Genomic DNA, 14,648 nt, shown 5'->3' on the forward strand with positions numbered 1-14,648 from the left:
CGGTTCAAAATTTGAAGTTCCAGGTGACACTTGGAATGATCGGGAAGAGCGAGATCTGCTTGGCTTGGATCTCGATGGTTCCGTTTTCCGACTTGGTGTCGAAGTAAATGATGTACGGATTGTACCGGTTGTAAACATTGAACACCGAAAAGTTCCAGCTGGATTCGTATTTGCGGCCGGGCTTGTTCTTCAGCGTAGCCGAAAAGTCCAGTCGGTGATAAGCAGGCAAACGGTAGTTGTTGCGTTCACCGCCATAGTCCTGCACAATATTGCCGTCTGATAAGAGGTACAGGCGTTGTGGGAAGGTGTTCAGGTTTCCGGTGGAGTATTCCCAGGTCGCACCGAGGATCCATCGTGTTCCCATCTGTCGGGTCAGGACGATGTTGATGTCGTGCCGGCGATCGAACTTGGCAAAGAACTCTTTACCAAGGTTCAGGTCTTCGAATTTCCGTTTGGTCCAGGAGAGCGTATAGCCGATCCAGCCACTGAACTTTCCGGCTGATTTTTTAATGAACCATTCTGTCCCGTAACTCCATCCCCTTCCGAATACGAAGTTATTGTCGATGTTGTCGTTCACCGTTTCTTCCGGCAGGAATCCTTCGCGGTATTCGACCTGGTTTTTCATCTCCTTGTAATACGCCTCCACCGAGGTTTCCCAGGCATTGTCCTTGAAATTCCGGAAGTATCCGATCGCGTATTGTGTTCCGAATTGCGGGCGGACGATATCCGTCGAAGGAATCCAGACGTCCGTAGGCAGCGAGATCGAGGAGAGCGAAGCCAGGTGGATGTACTGGTAATTCTGCGTATAGGCCGCTTTGATCGAGGAGCGGTCGTTCAAGGCAAATCGTACCGAAAGCCGGGGCTCGAGCTTCAGATAGGTCTTGATGTTTTCTCCCGGCGAGTAGTGCAAGGTGTCGGTCACTACGTTCCGGACCGGATCTCGTACATACCGGTCGAACGGCCCGACTTGCTGGAAGCGGGAAAGTCGAAGTCCGCCGTTGACCTTCCAACGGTCGTCGATTTCATATTCGTCGTTGACGTATATCGCTGCATCGTGGGCATAATTGCGCAGCACTTTCCCCAGATCGAATTTGACATCTCCTGATTGCGCGGAAGCGTTGCTTGGTACGAAAACATGGAAGATATACTGAGCACCAAACTTGACCGTATGCAAGACGTTCGGTAGCCAGGTGAAATCGGTCTTTAGGTTGTAGTCGGTGATGCCACTGAATAACTTGAAGTTGAAGGCATCCTGTCCGCCTTCGAATTCGAACTTGTAATTCGTGTAAATGAGCGAGGTGTTCATGAACAGGCGGTCGGTGAACAAGTGATTCCAACGCGCTGTGGCCGTGGCATTACCCCAGGGAACTTTGATATAGAAATCCGATTCCTGGCTTTTGAAGTTGAAAACATCGCGACCGAAATAGCCGCTCAGAAACAAACGATCATTTTCACCAAGACGGTAGTTGACCTTTGCGTTGAGGTCGTAGAAGTAATACTTGTTGCCGGCAATGTCGGAGCTGCTGCTCACAAACGGTTTTCCCATGAACAAGTCGATGAACGTGCGGCGAGCCGACACGATGAACGACCCGGTATCTTTCCGGATCGGCCCCTGAACCGTCAGGCGGCTGGATACGAAACCGATACCACCCTCGGCTCCGAATTTCTGGTTGTTCCCTTCCTTCATTTGAATGTCGAGCACCGATGCCAGTCGACCACCGTAGTTGGCGGGCATGCCTCCCTTGGTAAGGGTGACATTCTGCACCGCGTCAGCATTGAATACACTGAAGAAACCAAACAGGTGAGAAGCGTTGTAAACGACCGCTTCATCCAGGAGAATGAGGTTCTGATCAGGGCCACCTCCGCGTACGTAGAAACCGGAGTTTCCTTCTCCGGCGGATGAAACGCCGGGTAGTAGTTGGATCGTCTTCAGGACATCGACTTCGCCCATGAATGCGGGAAGGGTCTTGATTTTTTCGATCTCGATCTTCTCCTTACCCATGTCGGTTGACTGGACATTCCGGTCAGCTTTTTCGCCGCTGATCGTGACTTCCTTGGTCTCGATCGCCCCCGATTGCAGGGAGATGTTGATGCGTAGGTCCTTATTCAGGTCAACGGACCGCTCCTCACTCTTGAAACCCAGGTAGGAGATGACCAGCGTGTATTGCCCGGCAGGAAGCGTGATGGAATAAAAACCATACTGGTTGGTCGTTACACCTTTCAGGTTCTCTTTGATGTAGACATTCGCTCCGAGGAGTGATTCGCCGGTAGCTGCTTCCCGAATGAAGCCGCTGACGGTATGATTTCCCGGAGTTTGAGCCTGAACCATCGGTTCGATGGAGAACAGGAAGATGAAGCAAAACAGAATAAAACGCATAAAGTAGATAAGGAAGGCCGGATTGGCGCCGCGAAGGTAGAAACAGACCATTGGATAATTGGTTACCGGTTTCTTAAAAATCAGTGATTCTTCGTGTCAACTTGAATGCCCCCGATTTGCGATGTATCTTTGCAGCACGTTCTTATCATCGCCGGTGACCTTGTCGCTCCGTTCAGTCGGGGAGGAAAGTCCGGGCAATATCGGGCAGCCTGCTTCCTAACGGGAAGGGATCCTGAAAGGGATCATAGAAAGTGCCACAGAAACTAAACCGCCAGGAGCGCAAGTTCCGGGTAAGGGTGAAAACGTGAGGTAAGAGCTCACGGCAGCTACCGGCGACGGTACTGCGGGTAAACCTCAGGCATTGAAAGACCAAATAAGCCGTGGAAGGAACTCGTTTCCGGGAGGGTGGCCCATCCGATGCTTTTGCGCCACGGCGGGTAGGTCGATCGAGCGGGCATGTGAATGCACGCCCAGATAAATGACAAGGGTCCCGCTTGCGGGAAACAGAACCCGGCTTACGATCCGGCGATGACCACATGAGCAGCTGCCCCACAACGGGGTGGCTGCTTTCCTTTTGTATGGGCAGCAAAAAAGCGATGTCGGCCCTTAAATCGTATCTTTGAACCCTATGCCGGTAGAGCTGATCACGGAACACTCCCCGCTTTGGCTAGTTGCCTGCCTGCTGCTTGGACTGCTATACGCCTTCGTGCTCTACCGATACCCGGCTGTGGAATCGCTGGGTAAGGTGTTGCATCGGCTGTTGTTCCTGTTCAGGGCGTTGGTTGTTTCATTCCTCGCTTTTTTTCTGCTCTCCCCTTTATTGCGTACCCTTTCAAGGGAAACGGAGAAACCGATTCTATTGCTTGCCGCAGACAATAGCCAGAGTCTTTTACTCAACAAGGACTCCGCTTATTATCGTTCCGACTATTCAACCGACCTGCATCGGTTTGCCGCGAAGCTCGATGATCAGTTTGAAGTCCGCTGGCTGCGCTTCGGAGAAGAAGTCCGGGAATCCGATACCCTCGACCTGAAAGACCGGCAAACAGACCTTTCGAGTTTGTTCTCGGAGTCCGCTATCCGCTATGCAAACCGGAATGTAGGCGCTATCGTAGTGGCGAGCGACGGAATCATCAACAAAGGCATCAATCCTGCCTATGTTTCGACCGGGATACAGGCTCCTGTCTATTCGATCCTGCTGGGCGATACGATTGTCAGGAAGGATCTCTTCATCGCCCGGGTCAATCACAACAAGACGGCTTATCTCGGAAATACCTTTCCCATCAATGTCGTGGTGGAAGCCCGACAATTATCCGGTCAGCAAATGACCTTGACGGTGAAAGAGGATTCCATTGTCCGGTTCAGCCGCAACTTCCCGATCACCGGTAACCGTTTCCGCCAGGAAATCCCGGTCTTGCTGGAAGCGCTCAAGAAAGGCCTGCACCACTACAAGATCGAGTTGAATCAGTTGCAGGGCGAAGTGACCTATACGAATAATGAACGGGATGTCTACATCGAAGTGCTGGAGCAAAAACAACAGATTCTGATACTTGCCGCCGCGCCTCATCCAGACCTCGGAGCCTTTCGGGAGGTACTCGAACGCACCCGGAATTATGAGGTCAAGACCCGACGATTCGAGAAATTCGACGGCAACCTGAGCGGATTGAACCTGCTCGTCTTGCACAACCTGCCTTCCCGCAACCAGAACCCGGAGGCCCTTCTCAAAAAGGCTGCCGATGCCGGTGTCCCGGTCTTGTTTATCCTGGGTACATCGCTCAATGTAAACGCATTTAATGCGCTCCAGTCCGGTTTGGTTATCCAGGGTGGTAGCACGGATCGGACGAATGCCGCCGGACCGGTACTGGACAACAACTTTTCGCTCTTCAGTTTGTCGGATGTACTGCGCGGTTCAATCGCATCCTTTCCGCCACTGCTGGCTCCTTTTGGAAAGTACAAGCCATCCGGTACTCCCTATGTACTGCTGAACCAGCAGATCGGCGCCGTAACCAGCGCGGAACCGTTGTTGTTCTTCACAGAAAACGGACGCAGCCGTAGAGGATTTCTATGCGGCGAAGGCTTTTGGAGATGGCCGATTGCCGATTACAGCCAGAACGGATCCTGGGATGCAAGTCAGGAGTTGTTGCTCAAGACGGTGCAATTCCTGTCGGCATCCGGAAACAGGAGCAACTTCCGTGTACTCGCACGAAACAGCTACGCTGAAAACGAAGCGATCATTCTGGATGCCGAAGTGTATGACCAGAGTTACTCGCTGGTGAATACCCCGGATGTTTCACTTATGTTGCTGCGTCCTGACGGAACCAGGTTTCCATTCACTTTCTCCAAATCGGGCAACGCCTATTCGCTCAATGCGGGATTCCTGGCGCCAGGGGAGTACCGGTATGATGCGAATGTCCTGGTCGGTGACAAGCGCTATAGCGCCACCGGGCGCTTCAGTGTTACGCCCATTCAGGCGGAACGGGAGGAAACCGTAGCCGACCATGCGCTCATGTTCAATCTGGCTGGTAAAAACGGCGGTGCAGCGTTCAGTCGCGATCAATTGGATATGCTAGCCGATACCTTGTTGAAGCGGGAAGACATTCGCACCGTCAGCTATTCCCGTATCCGACTGGAAGACCTGATCCAGGTAAAGTGGATCTTCTTCCTGCTCATGGGGCTCCTGGCTGCCGAATGGTTTATCCGTAAACGTTCGGGGCTTTATTGATCGCCGACGAAAATATAGTAGCGGGCGATGTCCGTCTCCGGATGCAGTGTTCCTTTTCCGCTTAACCAATCAGCAAAGTTCTCTGTCAGCCAGGGTCCCATGAGGACTCCCTTGCTGCCAAATCCATTCAACAGGAAAACATTGGCATGCTTCGGATGACGGCCGATCAGCGGACGACGCCCTTTTACAGCCGGGCGTATACCGGCCTGGTGGTCTATTAACTCAAAGGGCAGGCGTAATACACTTTCCAGTTTGTCTATCAGGTCTTTTTTTGCCTGTTCAGTCGGGATTTGATCCAGTTCATGCCAGGAGTAAGTTGCTCCGGCTCGAAAGCGTTCATTTCCGATCGGCACGAGGAATAGTCCATGGAAAATAATATGCTGTTGCGGCAAACCCGGTACGCGAATCGTGAGGATCTCTCCCTTCACAGGGTCAAATGGTAACCAGGACCATAATGGATTCTTTCTCGCTTGTTCCCCTTCACAGAAGATGATGGACCGCGCGCTGACCTGGTTGAATTGAACGAACTCCTCGGTAAGTTGAAGTGATGTCGGATCAAAGGTGTCCGTCAATAATATCCCTTGGTTACTCCATTTTACCCGGAAGAAGTCAAGAAAACGGGGCAGATCCATCCAACCACAATGCCGCATGACGAATTGCCCCGCCGAAGGTTGTAAGGCAGTTTTATAGTCATCATCCGTATACTGCCCGACGAGCAAGTGATCGAGATCCGGATCGGACATGCGGGCAGTCCAGTCGTTGCATTCCTTTACAGTGGCGGCTACTTCCAGTCCATCGACCGCGTGATAGAACAACTCGCCGGTATCGCGATGCAGGGAATTATAGTAGGATTCATTGAAGGTGAGAAAGGTGTCGGCCATCCAGCTTTTAGCACGCCTGCGACCGGTTACCGGATGGACCAAACCCGCCGCAACGCGTGAAGAGGATACCGGTTTTTCCTGTTCGACAATGCGGAAGGAGATTCCCCGGCGTTCAAAAGCGCGCCCCAGTAGTGTACCTGCCAATCCCTGACCGACGATCAGATAATCTACCACCGCATCCTGATTCATGGACGCGTACCGGTAAATCCGACCAGAGCAAGACGATCCGATGCCGAGTTAACGGCAATCCGATAGAAGTCGCCGATGGATTTGGAAAAGTCGGCGATCTCGGCCCATTCGCTTCCGCTATTCAACTTTCGTCTGTACAACTTGCCTTTGGATCCCATCAACAAACTGCCATCGGATAGAACAGTATAATCTTCGCTGCCGGCCAGCGTGGGGAAAAGCTCCCTTGTTGCATAGGTTTTCGCGTTCATGGCAAGTATTTTCCATTCAAGCTCGTTTGCCTTGACGACAAAATACAGTTCCGAGCGATCCGGATTCATGCGCATGCAACGTCCTATGTCAGAGGCGATGAGAGTACGCTGATGCGTTCGGAGGTTCAGCACTTGCAGCGTATTGGCCGGACCCAGGATGAACATGGCCAGCATGCTGTCATTCATCCAGCAATAGTATCCGATCGAATCGGTGCCGGGTTCAGGACGGGGTATGGAAATGTCATGATGGGCGGTAGGCAGACGGTAGAACCGTTGGCCGGAATCCAGGTCAACGCGTACCATCGACAAGAATTGCATGTTATGCGAATAGGAGGGGGAATATTCGCTTTCGGGCGAATCGGTTATCGCTACATCCTTGCCGGATAATTCGTACTGACGGATATCGGCAGATCCGGAATCCGGAATGCGCACATACAACAGGGTAGAAGTACCCGGTATGAAGCTGGGCTGGTTGTCGTATCCTTTCCGGTTTGTGATGTTCACAGGATTATCGAACGTGAACTTGTCCTGATCCTGCTTGAACCCCACCAGGAAAATATCAGTATCAGGTAATTGAGCCTTTACTCCGGTTGAAACGAGCACCAGCCCGACGAGCAAGCGCAGCTTTTTAGAGATTTCGTTGTATGACATTTTTTCGTGCAGGTTGAAGCGTGATGGTGCGGTCCGTACTGTCGATCTCCGTACTCACATAGGTGTTATGAATACGATAGGCTCGAATGCTGATGGAGTCGTTTCCTGATAGTTCCAGGACGCGGATGGAATCGACCGGTCCGGCAAAGTCGATGTCCCGTGCGATCGTACTGCGATAGATCCCGGTCTTCCGTACGAGTTTGTATCGCAGCGTTGATTTGGAACGCAAGACCGCCTGCTGTTCCTCGATGAAATACCGGTTTCCGAGGTCGAACGTTTTGCCCAATGAGTCGGTGTAACGAAAGGTCAACAGAAAATTGACAAGCATGGAAGGGGAAAATAGGAAGAGCGGAAAGGTGAGTGCAAACAAACCGAAATAGATTTTTACCGGGAAGGCCGTTGGGACGCGCCAGACGAGCCCCGACAACAGGACACCGGAAATGATAAAGGCGAAGAGCAGGTAATGAGGGGCCTCCGGATCAGGATTCTTGACCAGAACGAAGGATAGGATGGCGCCGATTCCCAGTAGCCCGTGGGTAACAGCCAGACGGTTGAATGTCCCCCGGGGTACCCGTCGAATGCTGATCATCAGGATCAGTCCGCCCAGAACGGCTAATATGTAAAGGCTGAGCGTGAGATAAAATGCCATGATCCGGGGTATCTTTCTTAATTTACCACCCAAAGCTATTAAACATGCCTCAATTGCGTGCGATCTTATTGCTGTTGTTACTCAATGGGTTGAAAATGCCTGCCGCTATTGGATCGGTCGGCGATACGACCATGGTCCGTGCATTCGACCATTTTCTCCACCAGAATTGTAATTCCGGTACCGGCAGGTTTTTGTTTCCTTCGGATTCGGCTCGCTTTTATAAAGTAATGCTCCATTACCAGCTGAGTTGTCCGTCTTTCGGATGCGACATCTATGACCGGATTGCAACCTTGAAACTCCTTCGCCCAACCGGAGAGATCGATTCGACTTTGACACTGGCGCCGTCCTTTACCGTGAACGGCAGCCGGGTTGATACCTTGACGTGCGTGCTCGATACGGCCTATGCGTACAGCTATGATACCCTCAGTCAATCGATCGATTCCGTTCCTCTGCCGGGACTGACGGTGTTGTTTTATACCGATTCCCTACAGCCATTCACGCCGACCGATACGCTTACCGTCTGGCCCCTGTATTATTACCAGTATAGTTTCGACGCTTCCGGTAACGCCACCGATTCCACCCTCATTGCCCCGGATTCTACTTTCTACCTGACCTATGATTCGGTTTGGTCGGCTCCTTTTGAGGTGCTGGAACCGGTGGAGATCGCGCGTGCGATCACGCCCTTCGGAGAGGCGGTCGGACTCTGGTTCGATGTCAGCGACTATTCCGATCTCTTGCGGGATTCCGTGAGCCTGTACACAATGGTCTGCGGTTACAGCAACGGTTGGGAAGTGACAACGGATTTCTATTTCATCGAAGGGGAACCTTACCTGGAACCATATAGGCACGTCAACCTCTGGAACGGTACCTGGCAATATGGGAATTCCGGCAATCCGATCGATACGCATCTCCAGCCGCTCACGATAGCTGGTGATACGGCCGCTGGATTCGCACGGATTCGATTGATCACGACCGGACATGGCTTTGGCGGCGACCCCAACCCTGAAGTGGCGGAGTTCTATGATGTCACGCATCATTTGCTCATCAACGGGGATTCCGTATCGCAGCGACTATGGCGCGCCGATTGCGGGCTCAATCCATTGTATCCCCAAGGTGCACCCGGTTATAGCAGTACCTGGTATTATCGGCGTGCGAACTGGTGCCCCGGTTCATTCGTGACCCCGCATGATTACATCGTTACCGATCCTGTGCGATCCGGTAATCCGGTCATTGTTGATTATGAGCTGGAGCCTTATACCGTAACCGGCGGACCTCCGGGATTTTATTTCCCGGAATACTACATTCAATCACAGGCGATCTACTACCAGGCTCCGGGTTACCGCAATAATGCAGCCCTGCTGGAAGTTCTCCGTCCGAATGATGCTTTTGAATATAACAGGATGAATCCCGCCTGCGGTGAACAGCATCCGCTCGTACGGTTCCGAAACCTGGGCAGTGATACGCTGCGCAGTCTGGAATTTCATTACGGTCTCGACGGTGACCATTCCACGGTTCATACATGGACCGGTGCATTGCCTTTCCTTGATACACTAATCATAGAACTGCCAGTGATCACACAAACTGCCGGTTCTCATCTGTTCAGTGTAATGGCCGTCAATCCGAATGGCCAGCCCGACGAGTTCGGGTCCGATGATTCGCTGAATTGCACATTCACCACACCGGCGATGTACAATACCTCGTTTGTCAGGGTGTTGGTGAAAACCGATGGCGCGCCGAATGAAGTATCCACGAGTATTACCGATCCGGCCGGTAATGTGCTGTTCTCCCGAACGAGCTATCCTGCCGCCGGCTCGCTGTATATCGATACGGTGTTCCTGTCAAATGGCTGTTACAGTTTCAATGTATTCGATTCTTTCGGAGACGGTTTGTGCTGCTTCGGTGGAAGCGGTTATTTCCGGGTACTGAAAGGGGGGACGGCAACCGTTATCTGCAATGCCAACGATTTTGGTGAGAACTACAAGAAAGAAGCGATCATCGATTTCAATCCGGGAATTGCGGACGAACCTGAATTGGATAGGGTGCTGGTGTGGCCAAATCCCTCGACCGGGCTGGTGCACCTGAACACCTCGGATGAGCGTGGACTCCTAACGGCCCGGGTTACCGACATCAGCGGTCGTGTGCTGTCTGAAACATTGGAATTGCCAATTGACAGACACGAAGCTATTCTTGACCTAAGCCGACTTCCACGCGGCCTGTATTTCCTGGAACTGTCCGCCAGCGGCTGGCGCCAGGTAGTGCGTTGGGTTCGGGAATAAATCCGAACTCCGATCAGGGCTTCTGGACATTATCGACCAGCCGGAAGCCCTTGCCATGAATGTTGATGATATCCAGGGTGGGATCGTCGCGCAGGTACTTACGCAGTTTGGTGATGAACACGTCCATGCTGCGGGCGTTGAAATAGTTGTCATCACCCCAGATCTCTTTGAGCGCCTTCTGTCTGGGTAACAACTCGTTTTTGTAGATGCACAGCATCCGCAACAAATCGGCCTCCTTTGGAGACAGTTTTTGAGATTCTTCGCCCGAGATGATGGTGCGATGATCGTAATTGAACTGGTATTTGCCCACGGTGAATTCCCGCTGGGTGTGATCGTGCCCTTTTTCGTTGCTCCTTTTCAGGATGGCTTTTAGTTTGTATAGCAGGACTTCGGAATCGAACGGCTTTGTGATGTAGTCATCAGCCCCGACTTTAAATCCTGCAAGCATGTCTTCCTTCATCGTTTTAGCGGTCAGGAAGATGATCGGTACTTGTGGATTCTTTTCCCGGATTTCCCGGGCAAGGGTGAACCCGTCTTTTCTGGGCATCATGACATCGAGGATGCAGATGTCATACTTGCCCGTGACAAACTGGTCATAGCCGGCAAATCCGTCCTGACACAGGTTGACCTGGTAGTCGTTTAATTCCAGATAGTTTTTGAGAACCGAACCGAAGTTGGGATCATCTTCCACCAACAGGATGTGTGGTTTTGAAATGGACATGTTGCAGAGAGGGTATTAGGAATGAGGGATGTAAATTTCAAAGGTACTGCCTTTCCCGGGATCGCTGTCAAGACGGATCCATCCCCGGTGCTTTTCCACGATTGCTTTGACATAACTCAGACCCAAACCGAAGCCTTTGATATCGTGAATGTTGCCGGTCGGTACCCGGTAGAACTTTTCGAAGATTCGCTTTTGCGTTTCCTTGGTCATACCCATGCCCTGGTCGCGTACGGAAATCAATATGCCTCCGGGATGGTCGTTGGAAGCGATCAGAATATCCGGAGCTTCCGGGCTGTACTTATTGGCATTGTCCAGTAAGTTGAGGACCACGTTCATCAAATGAACCGGATCACCGGTAACGGCAGGGTGAAGCGCTTCCATTCGTGTTTCGATCTTACCACCCCGGGATGCAACCTGCATGCCGATGGAATCAACGGCTTGACGGATGGTGTCGTGCAGGTCGACCGTCTCGCGACGAAGGCTAAGCTCTCCCTTTTCCAACTGCGCCATCTGCAGTACGTGTTCCACCTGCTTGTTCATCCTTTTGTTTTCTTCCCGGATGATGCGGGAGAAATATTCCAGCTTCTCCGGTTGGGAGGATACGCGCGGATCCTTGATCGAGTCGACGGCCAGTGAAATTGTCGCGATCGGGGTTTTGAATTCGTGCGTCATGTTGTTGATGAAATCGGTCTTGATGTCCGACAACTTCTTTTGACGCAGGATCACATGGATGGTAAACGCGAATCCAAACACGATGATGAACGTGAACAGGGTTGAACTGCCCAGCATCAGCCACATCGAAGAAAGCACATACCGGATGCTGTTCGGAAACTGCAGGATCAGATAATCCGGTTTGGATACGATGTCGTTCGGGAACAACAAGACCCGGTACTTGGAGTTCATCAGGTCTCCGGCATGCCGGTCGGTCTTCGAGATGACCAGTGAATCCTTTACGCCGTTCAATACGCCAAATTGAAATGGGACGTGGATGCCACGGTTGCCAAGTTCGTGGGAGATCAGGGAGTCGAGCAGCTTTGGGTCAATCCGCTGTCGGATATCCGGTTCCTTTCCGGCGAACTCAACGGCCATTTTCTGCATCACGTCACGGAGCTTCTCGAGTCGGGCTTTTATTTTCTCTTCGTTCTGCCGGATGATCACCTCGGCGGAATCCCCATAAACACGGGTGATCTGGGAAGAACGAATCGTATGCTGTGAAACCGAATCGCGCTGGAAGAGATTCCGCCGCTGGATCCGAAGGAACGTACGGTTCGTACCCGGACGGTGAAACTCGATGTTGATATCCGCATTGTCCAGGTCATGGAAAAAATAGGGGGAATGCTGGAGTGCATGCAGGTCCGTTACCTCGAAGGCGGTATCCGTGACCATTTCGACTTTCTGAGCAGAAGGCACCACCAGGTCTTCCTCATCGGCATCGTCTTCGCTCATCATCATGTGGCTGATGGTCGCCGGATCGATATCGAAAAATCTTCTTTGCAGCACGTCGGCAGCCTCGCTCCGTTCTATGCGGTCGACAATGGCATTCATGGCCTGGTTGACCGTCTGGTCGAATTGCTGCTCCTTCAGGTGGATATCGTGCAAAATCCAGTAAACCTGCAGCCCGATGATCCCGATCAGGGCCGAGCTCATCAGGGCGATGATCCAGCGGATTTGGCGTTTATTCATTTCAACAAAAGTAACCCTCCTTTAACATTTGGCGGGATGATTAACCGGACCTTAACAGAGATTAACGGCTCATTAACCGCAAAGGGCTGCTTCCCGGGCTTTCTTTGTGTCAACCAAGCGACAACACCATGAAACAACGCATCGCCCCCTTGGAAGCCATCTCCTGGACCGTTCTGCTGCTGGCAGCACTGCTCTTTGGAACAGCCATCGCTTATGCCGGTGAGCCTAAAAAGGATCAAAGGAAAAAGAAGGAAGACAAGCACGAAGGGAAAGCTGTGATCTCCATTTGCAAAGAGGACAACGGGAAAGTCATTCGACTCGACACCACCATCAACCTGGCCGATGAAGCCGCCATCGAAGCGGCCTTGAAGAAACTGGAGCTCGGCGACGATTTCCATTTTGACCTGCGAATGCCTGGTGAGCATGGTAAGGAGGATGCCTTCACAATGAAATTCTGGAGTGAAGATCTTAGCCCGGATGACCGGAAACGTATGAAGGACGAGCTAGCAGCCGCTATGCGGGATAGTGAACGGTCTTTGGAAGATGCCCATAAAGCCATGAAGGAATTCCATATGGAGATCAAGGGCATGGACGAAGAAGGCTCAGGTGCCTTATCCATGCATTTCCCGGCTGACTTTGATTTCGAATTCCCTGAGCATTTTCGTTGCGGTGTAGGGGATCCTGAACTGGACAGCCTTCAGTCGGACGATCGTATCCTGATCATCGGAAAACCGGACGAGGCTGCACCGGTTTTCGAGAAGACCGTTACCACCGCTTCCGGAAAACAAGTGTTCGTCTTCCAGCGTCAACTCAGCCAGGAAGCACAGCGCTCCCGGGCTGCCGAGAAGCAGTTGGACATTCGCGATATCGAGATTTTTCCTAATCCGGCCGATGACCGGCTCACCCTCAGCTTTGAAAAGGAAAAGACCGGCGATATCACGATCCGTCTGATGGACCTGCAGGGGAAGGTGGTGTACGATGAAACCCTTCGTGCTTTCTCGGGTGCATACTACAAACGCATCGATATTTCCGGAATTGCCGCAGGTACCTATACGCTCAGCATGGAGCAGGGAGAATCGCGCATCACCCGAAAAGTGATCATACGCTAAACGTTCAATTTCAATTGTACCTGGTTTCGTGATGGTTCCCAGGTTGACCCCGGACGATGATCCGGGGTTTTTTAATTATACCGGGAAGCCGGTTTCGACCAGCAGGCGCTCAGCCTGAGACAAATGTCGCTCTTCATGCCCGGCAAGGATCTCAAGCACATCCGGGAATGGAATGGTAATCAGGCCGGCAACGGGCGATGTGACCACGACTTTGTTTATCGTCTGGACCCGGATAGCTTCCAGTTTGCCGATCAGCGTTTCCTGATGCTTTCGAAAGCGATCGACGATCGCAAGGTCCTTCACTTCTTTCTGTCGCGGCTGAAAGATCTTCGGTGCCTTGAAAGGCCTTCGCACCTCCGGGCCAAGTGTGGCAACCATATTCCGGCCGATGCTCTTGCTGAACGGACTCCAGCGTTCCCAGAAGGTCGCCTGGTATCGGTCGCCGCAGAGCCGGTCCAGTACGGGGAAATAGCACTCGTTGGAAACAATGAGGTGATCCAGGCACTGAGCGATACTCCAGCGATGCGGAGCAGGCTTCCACAACAATTGATCGGGGCGAAGGTCCTTGAGCTTGTCCACGCGAGCAAGGCATACCCGCAGGCGATCGATGGCCGTTCGGATCTCGGGATGTGACATTACCTGGTTCATCCTGATTACTTCCCGAATAGTTTTTTCAGGCGCTGTTGGTCCAACTTTTCGCTGAAGTCGAACGCGATCCGTTTCCGGAAGATGAACTTGCCGATCTTCAAACTACCGACCGCGCGGCCTTCCACCGAACGTTGGCCCGATAAAAGTTCCAATCCTTGCGGTGCCATTTTCAATAATTCCATGTAAGAAGTCTGTATGGACACCGGAACGGCTGTCTCGCTTTTGGCCCGGATTTTCAATCGTTGATCAGCTTTAGCCGTCCCCACCGGTTTGTTGTCGATCAACAACCCGGTTTCCGCCTCCAGCAAGCGGACACCCCAGTTGTTGGGATTTTCCACGCGCAGGTCAAAACGAATGTTCGGTACGTTTCCATTCAGCTCCACCTGCAAGGCATCGATGGAACTGATCTTGACCGATTTCATGGTCAGGCAACCGGTATGAAGAAACGAACAAGCGACCAGGCAGGGAATGCTCAGGATCCGAAAGCGGGGCATGGC

Annotated in this window: 11 protein-coding genes and 1 other RNA gene; 4 read left to right on the top strand and 8 right to left on the bottom strand. The window is 52.2% G+C overall.

Annotated features, from left to right (window positions below):
- Positions 1-4 precede the first annotated feature (4 nt).
- Complete coding sequence (locus IPJ96_08190) at positions 5-2,377, bottom strand: TonB-dependent receptor (protein MBK7910329.1); 2,373 nt, start codon at positions 2,375-2,377, stop codon at positions 5-7.
- Positions 2,378-2,524: 147 nt separating this feature from the next.
- Here IPJ96_08190 and rnpB point away from each other — a divergent pair.
- An RNA gene (gene rnpB, locus IPJ96_08195) (RNase P RNA component class A) lies at positions 2,525-2,911 on the top strand.
- A gap of 94 nt (positions 2,912-3,005) precedes the next feature.
- Positions 3,006-5,096: a hypothetical protein gene (locus tag IPJ96_08200; protein ID MBK7910330.1), complete on the top strand. Its 2,091-nt coding sequence runs from the start codon at positions 3,006-3,008 to the stop codon at positions 5,094-5,096.
- Here the strand turns inward: IPJ96_08200 and IPJ96_08205 are convergent.
- Genes IPJ96_08205 through IPJ96_08215 form a run of 3 tightly spaced genes read right to left on the bottom strand, consistent with a single transcriptional unit; the run spans position 5,090 to position 7,714 of the window.
- The gene (locus IPJ96_08205; protein MBK7910331.1) at positions 5,090-6,166 is read right to left on the bottom strand and encodes an FAD-dependent oxidoreductase; all 1,077 of its coding nucleotides are present in this window, start codon (positions 6,164-6,166) and stop codon (positions 5,090-5,092) included. The two genes, IPJ96_08200 and IPJ96_08205, sit on opposite strands and share 7 nt — an antisense overlap.
- Positions 6,163-7,065 (bottom strand): hypothetical protein, encoded by a 903-nt coding sequence (locus IPJ96_08210; GenBank protein MBK7910332.1) that lies wholly within the window; start codon positions 7,063-7,065, stop codon positions 6,163-6,165. Before IPJ96_08210 ends, IPJ96_08205 begins: the two co-directional genes overlap by 4 nt.
- Positions 7,043-7,714 (bottom strand): hypothetical protein, encoded by a 672-nt coding sequence (locus IPJ96_08215; protein MBK7910333.1) that lies wholly within the window; start codon positions 7,712-7,714, stop codon positions 7,043-7,045. Before IPJ96_08215 ends, IPJ96_08210 begins: the two co-directional genes overlap by 23 nt.
- A gap of 53 nt (positions 7,715-7,767) precedes the next feature.
- Here IPJ96_08215 and IPJ96_08220 point away from each other — a divergent pair, with 53 nt between their 5' ends.
- Positions 7,768-9,990, top strand: a complete 2,223-nt coding sequence (locus IPJ96_08220; GenBank protein MBK7910334.1) for a T9SS type A sorting domain-containing protein — start codon at positions 7,768-7,770, stop codon at positions 9,988-9,990.
- Between the two features lie 13 nt (positions 9,991-10,003).
- On the opposite strand, the gene IPJ96_08225 is transcribed toward IPJ96_08220, so the two are convergent.
- Entirely contained in the window at positions 10,004-10,711 is a 708-nt protein-coding gene (locus IPJ96_08225) for a response regulator transcription factor (GenBank protein MBK7910335.1), read from the bottom strand.
- A 15-nt stretch (positions 10,712-10,726) separates the two neighbouring features.
- Positions 10,727-12,394, bottom strand: coding sequence for a HAMP domain-containing histidine kinase (locus tag IPJ96_08230; protein MBK7910336.1), 1,668 nt, complete (start codon positions 12,392-12,394; stop codon positions 10,727-10,729).
- A gap of 128 nt (positions 12,395-12,522) precedes the next feature.
- Here IPJ96_08230 and IPJ96_08235 point away from each other — a divergent pair, with 128 nt between their 5' ends.
- Positions 12,523-13,503 carry a T9SS type A sorting domain-containing protein gene (locus tag IPJ96_08235; protein ID MBK7910337.1) on the top strand — a complete coding sequence of 327 codons (981 nt, stop codon included), beginning with the start codon at positions 12,523-12,525 and terminating at the stop codon, positions 13,501-13,503.
- A 75-nt stretch (positions 13,504-13,578) separates the two neighbouring features.
- Here the strand turns inward: IPJ96_08235 and IPJ96_08240 are convergent, their stop codons facing one another.
- Both IPJ96_08240 and IPJ96_08245 read right to left on the bottom strand, forming a co-directional pair.
- Positions 13,579-14,139 (bottom strand): DinB family protein, encoded by a 561-nt coding sequence (locus IPJ96_08240; GenBank protein ID MBK7910338.1) that lies wholly within the window; start codon positions 14,137-14,139, stop codon positions 13,579-13,581.
- Positions 14,140-14,156: 17 nt separating this feature from the next.
- Positions 14,157-14,645, bottom strand: coding sequence for an LEA type 2 family protein (locus tag IPJ96_08245; GenBank protein MBK7910339.1), 489 nt, complete (start codon positions 14,643-14,645; stop codon positions 14,157-14,159).
- Positions 14,646-14,648: the final 3 nt, after the last annotated feature.

Source organism: Bacteroidota bacterium (assembly GCA_016713765.1).
GTDB lineage: Bacteria > Bacteroidota > Bacteroidia > AKYH767-A > 2013-40CM-41-45 > Pollutiaquabacter > Pollutiaquabacter aromativorans.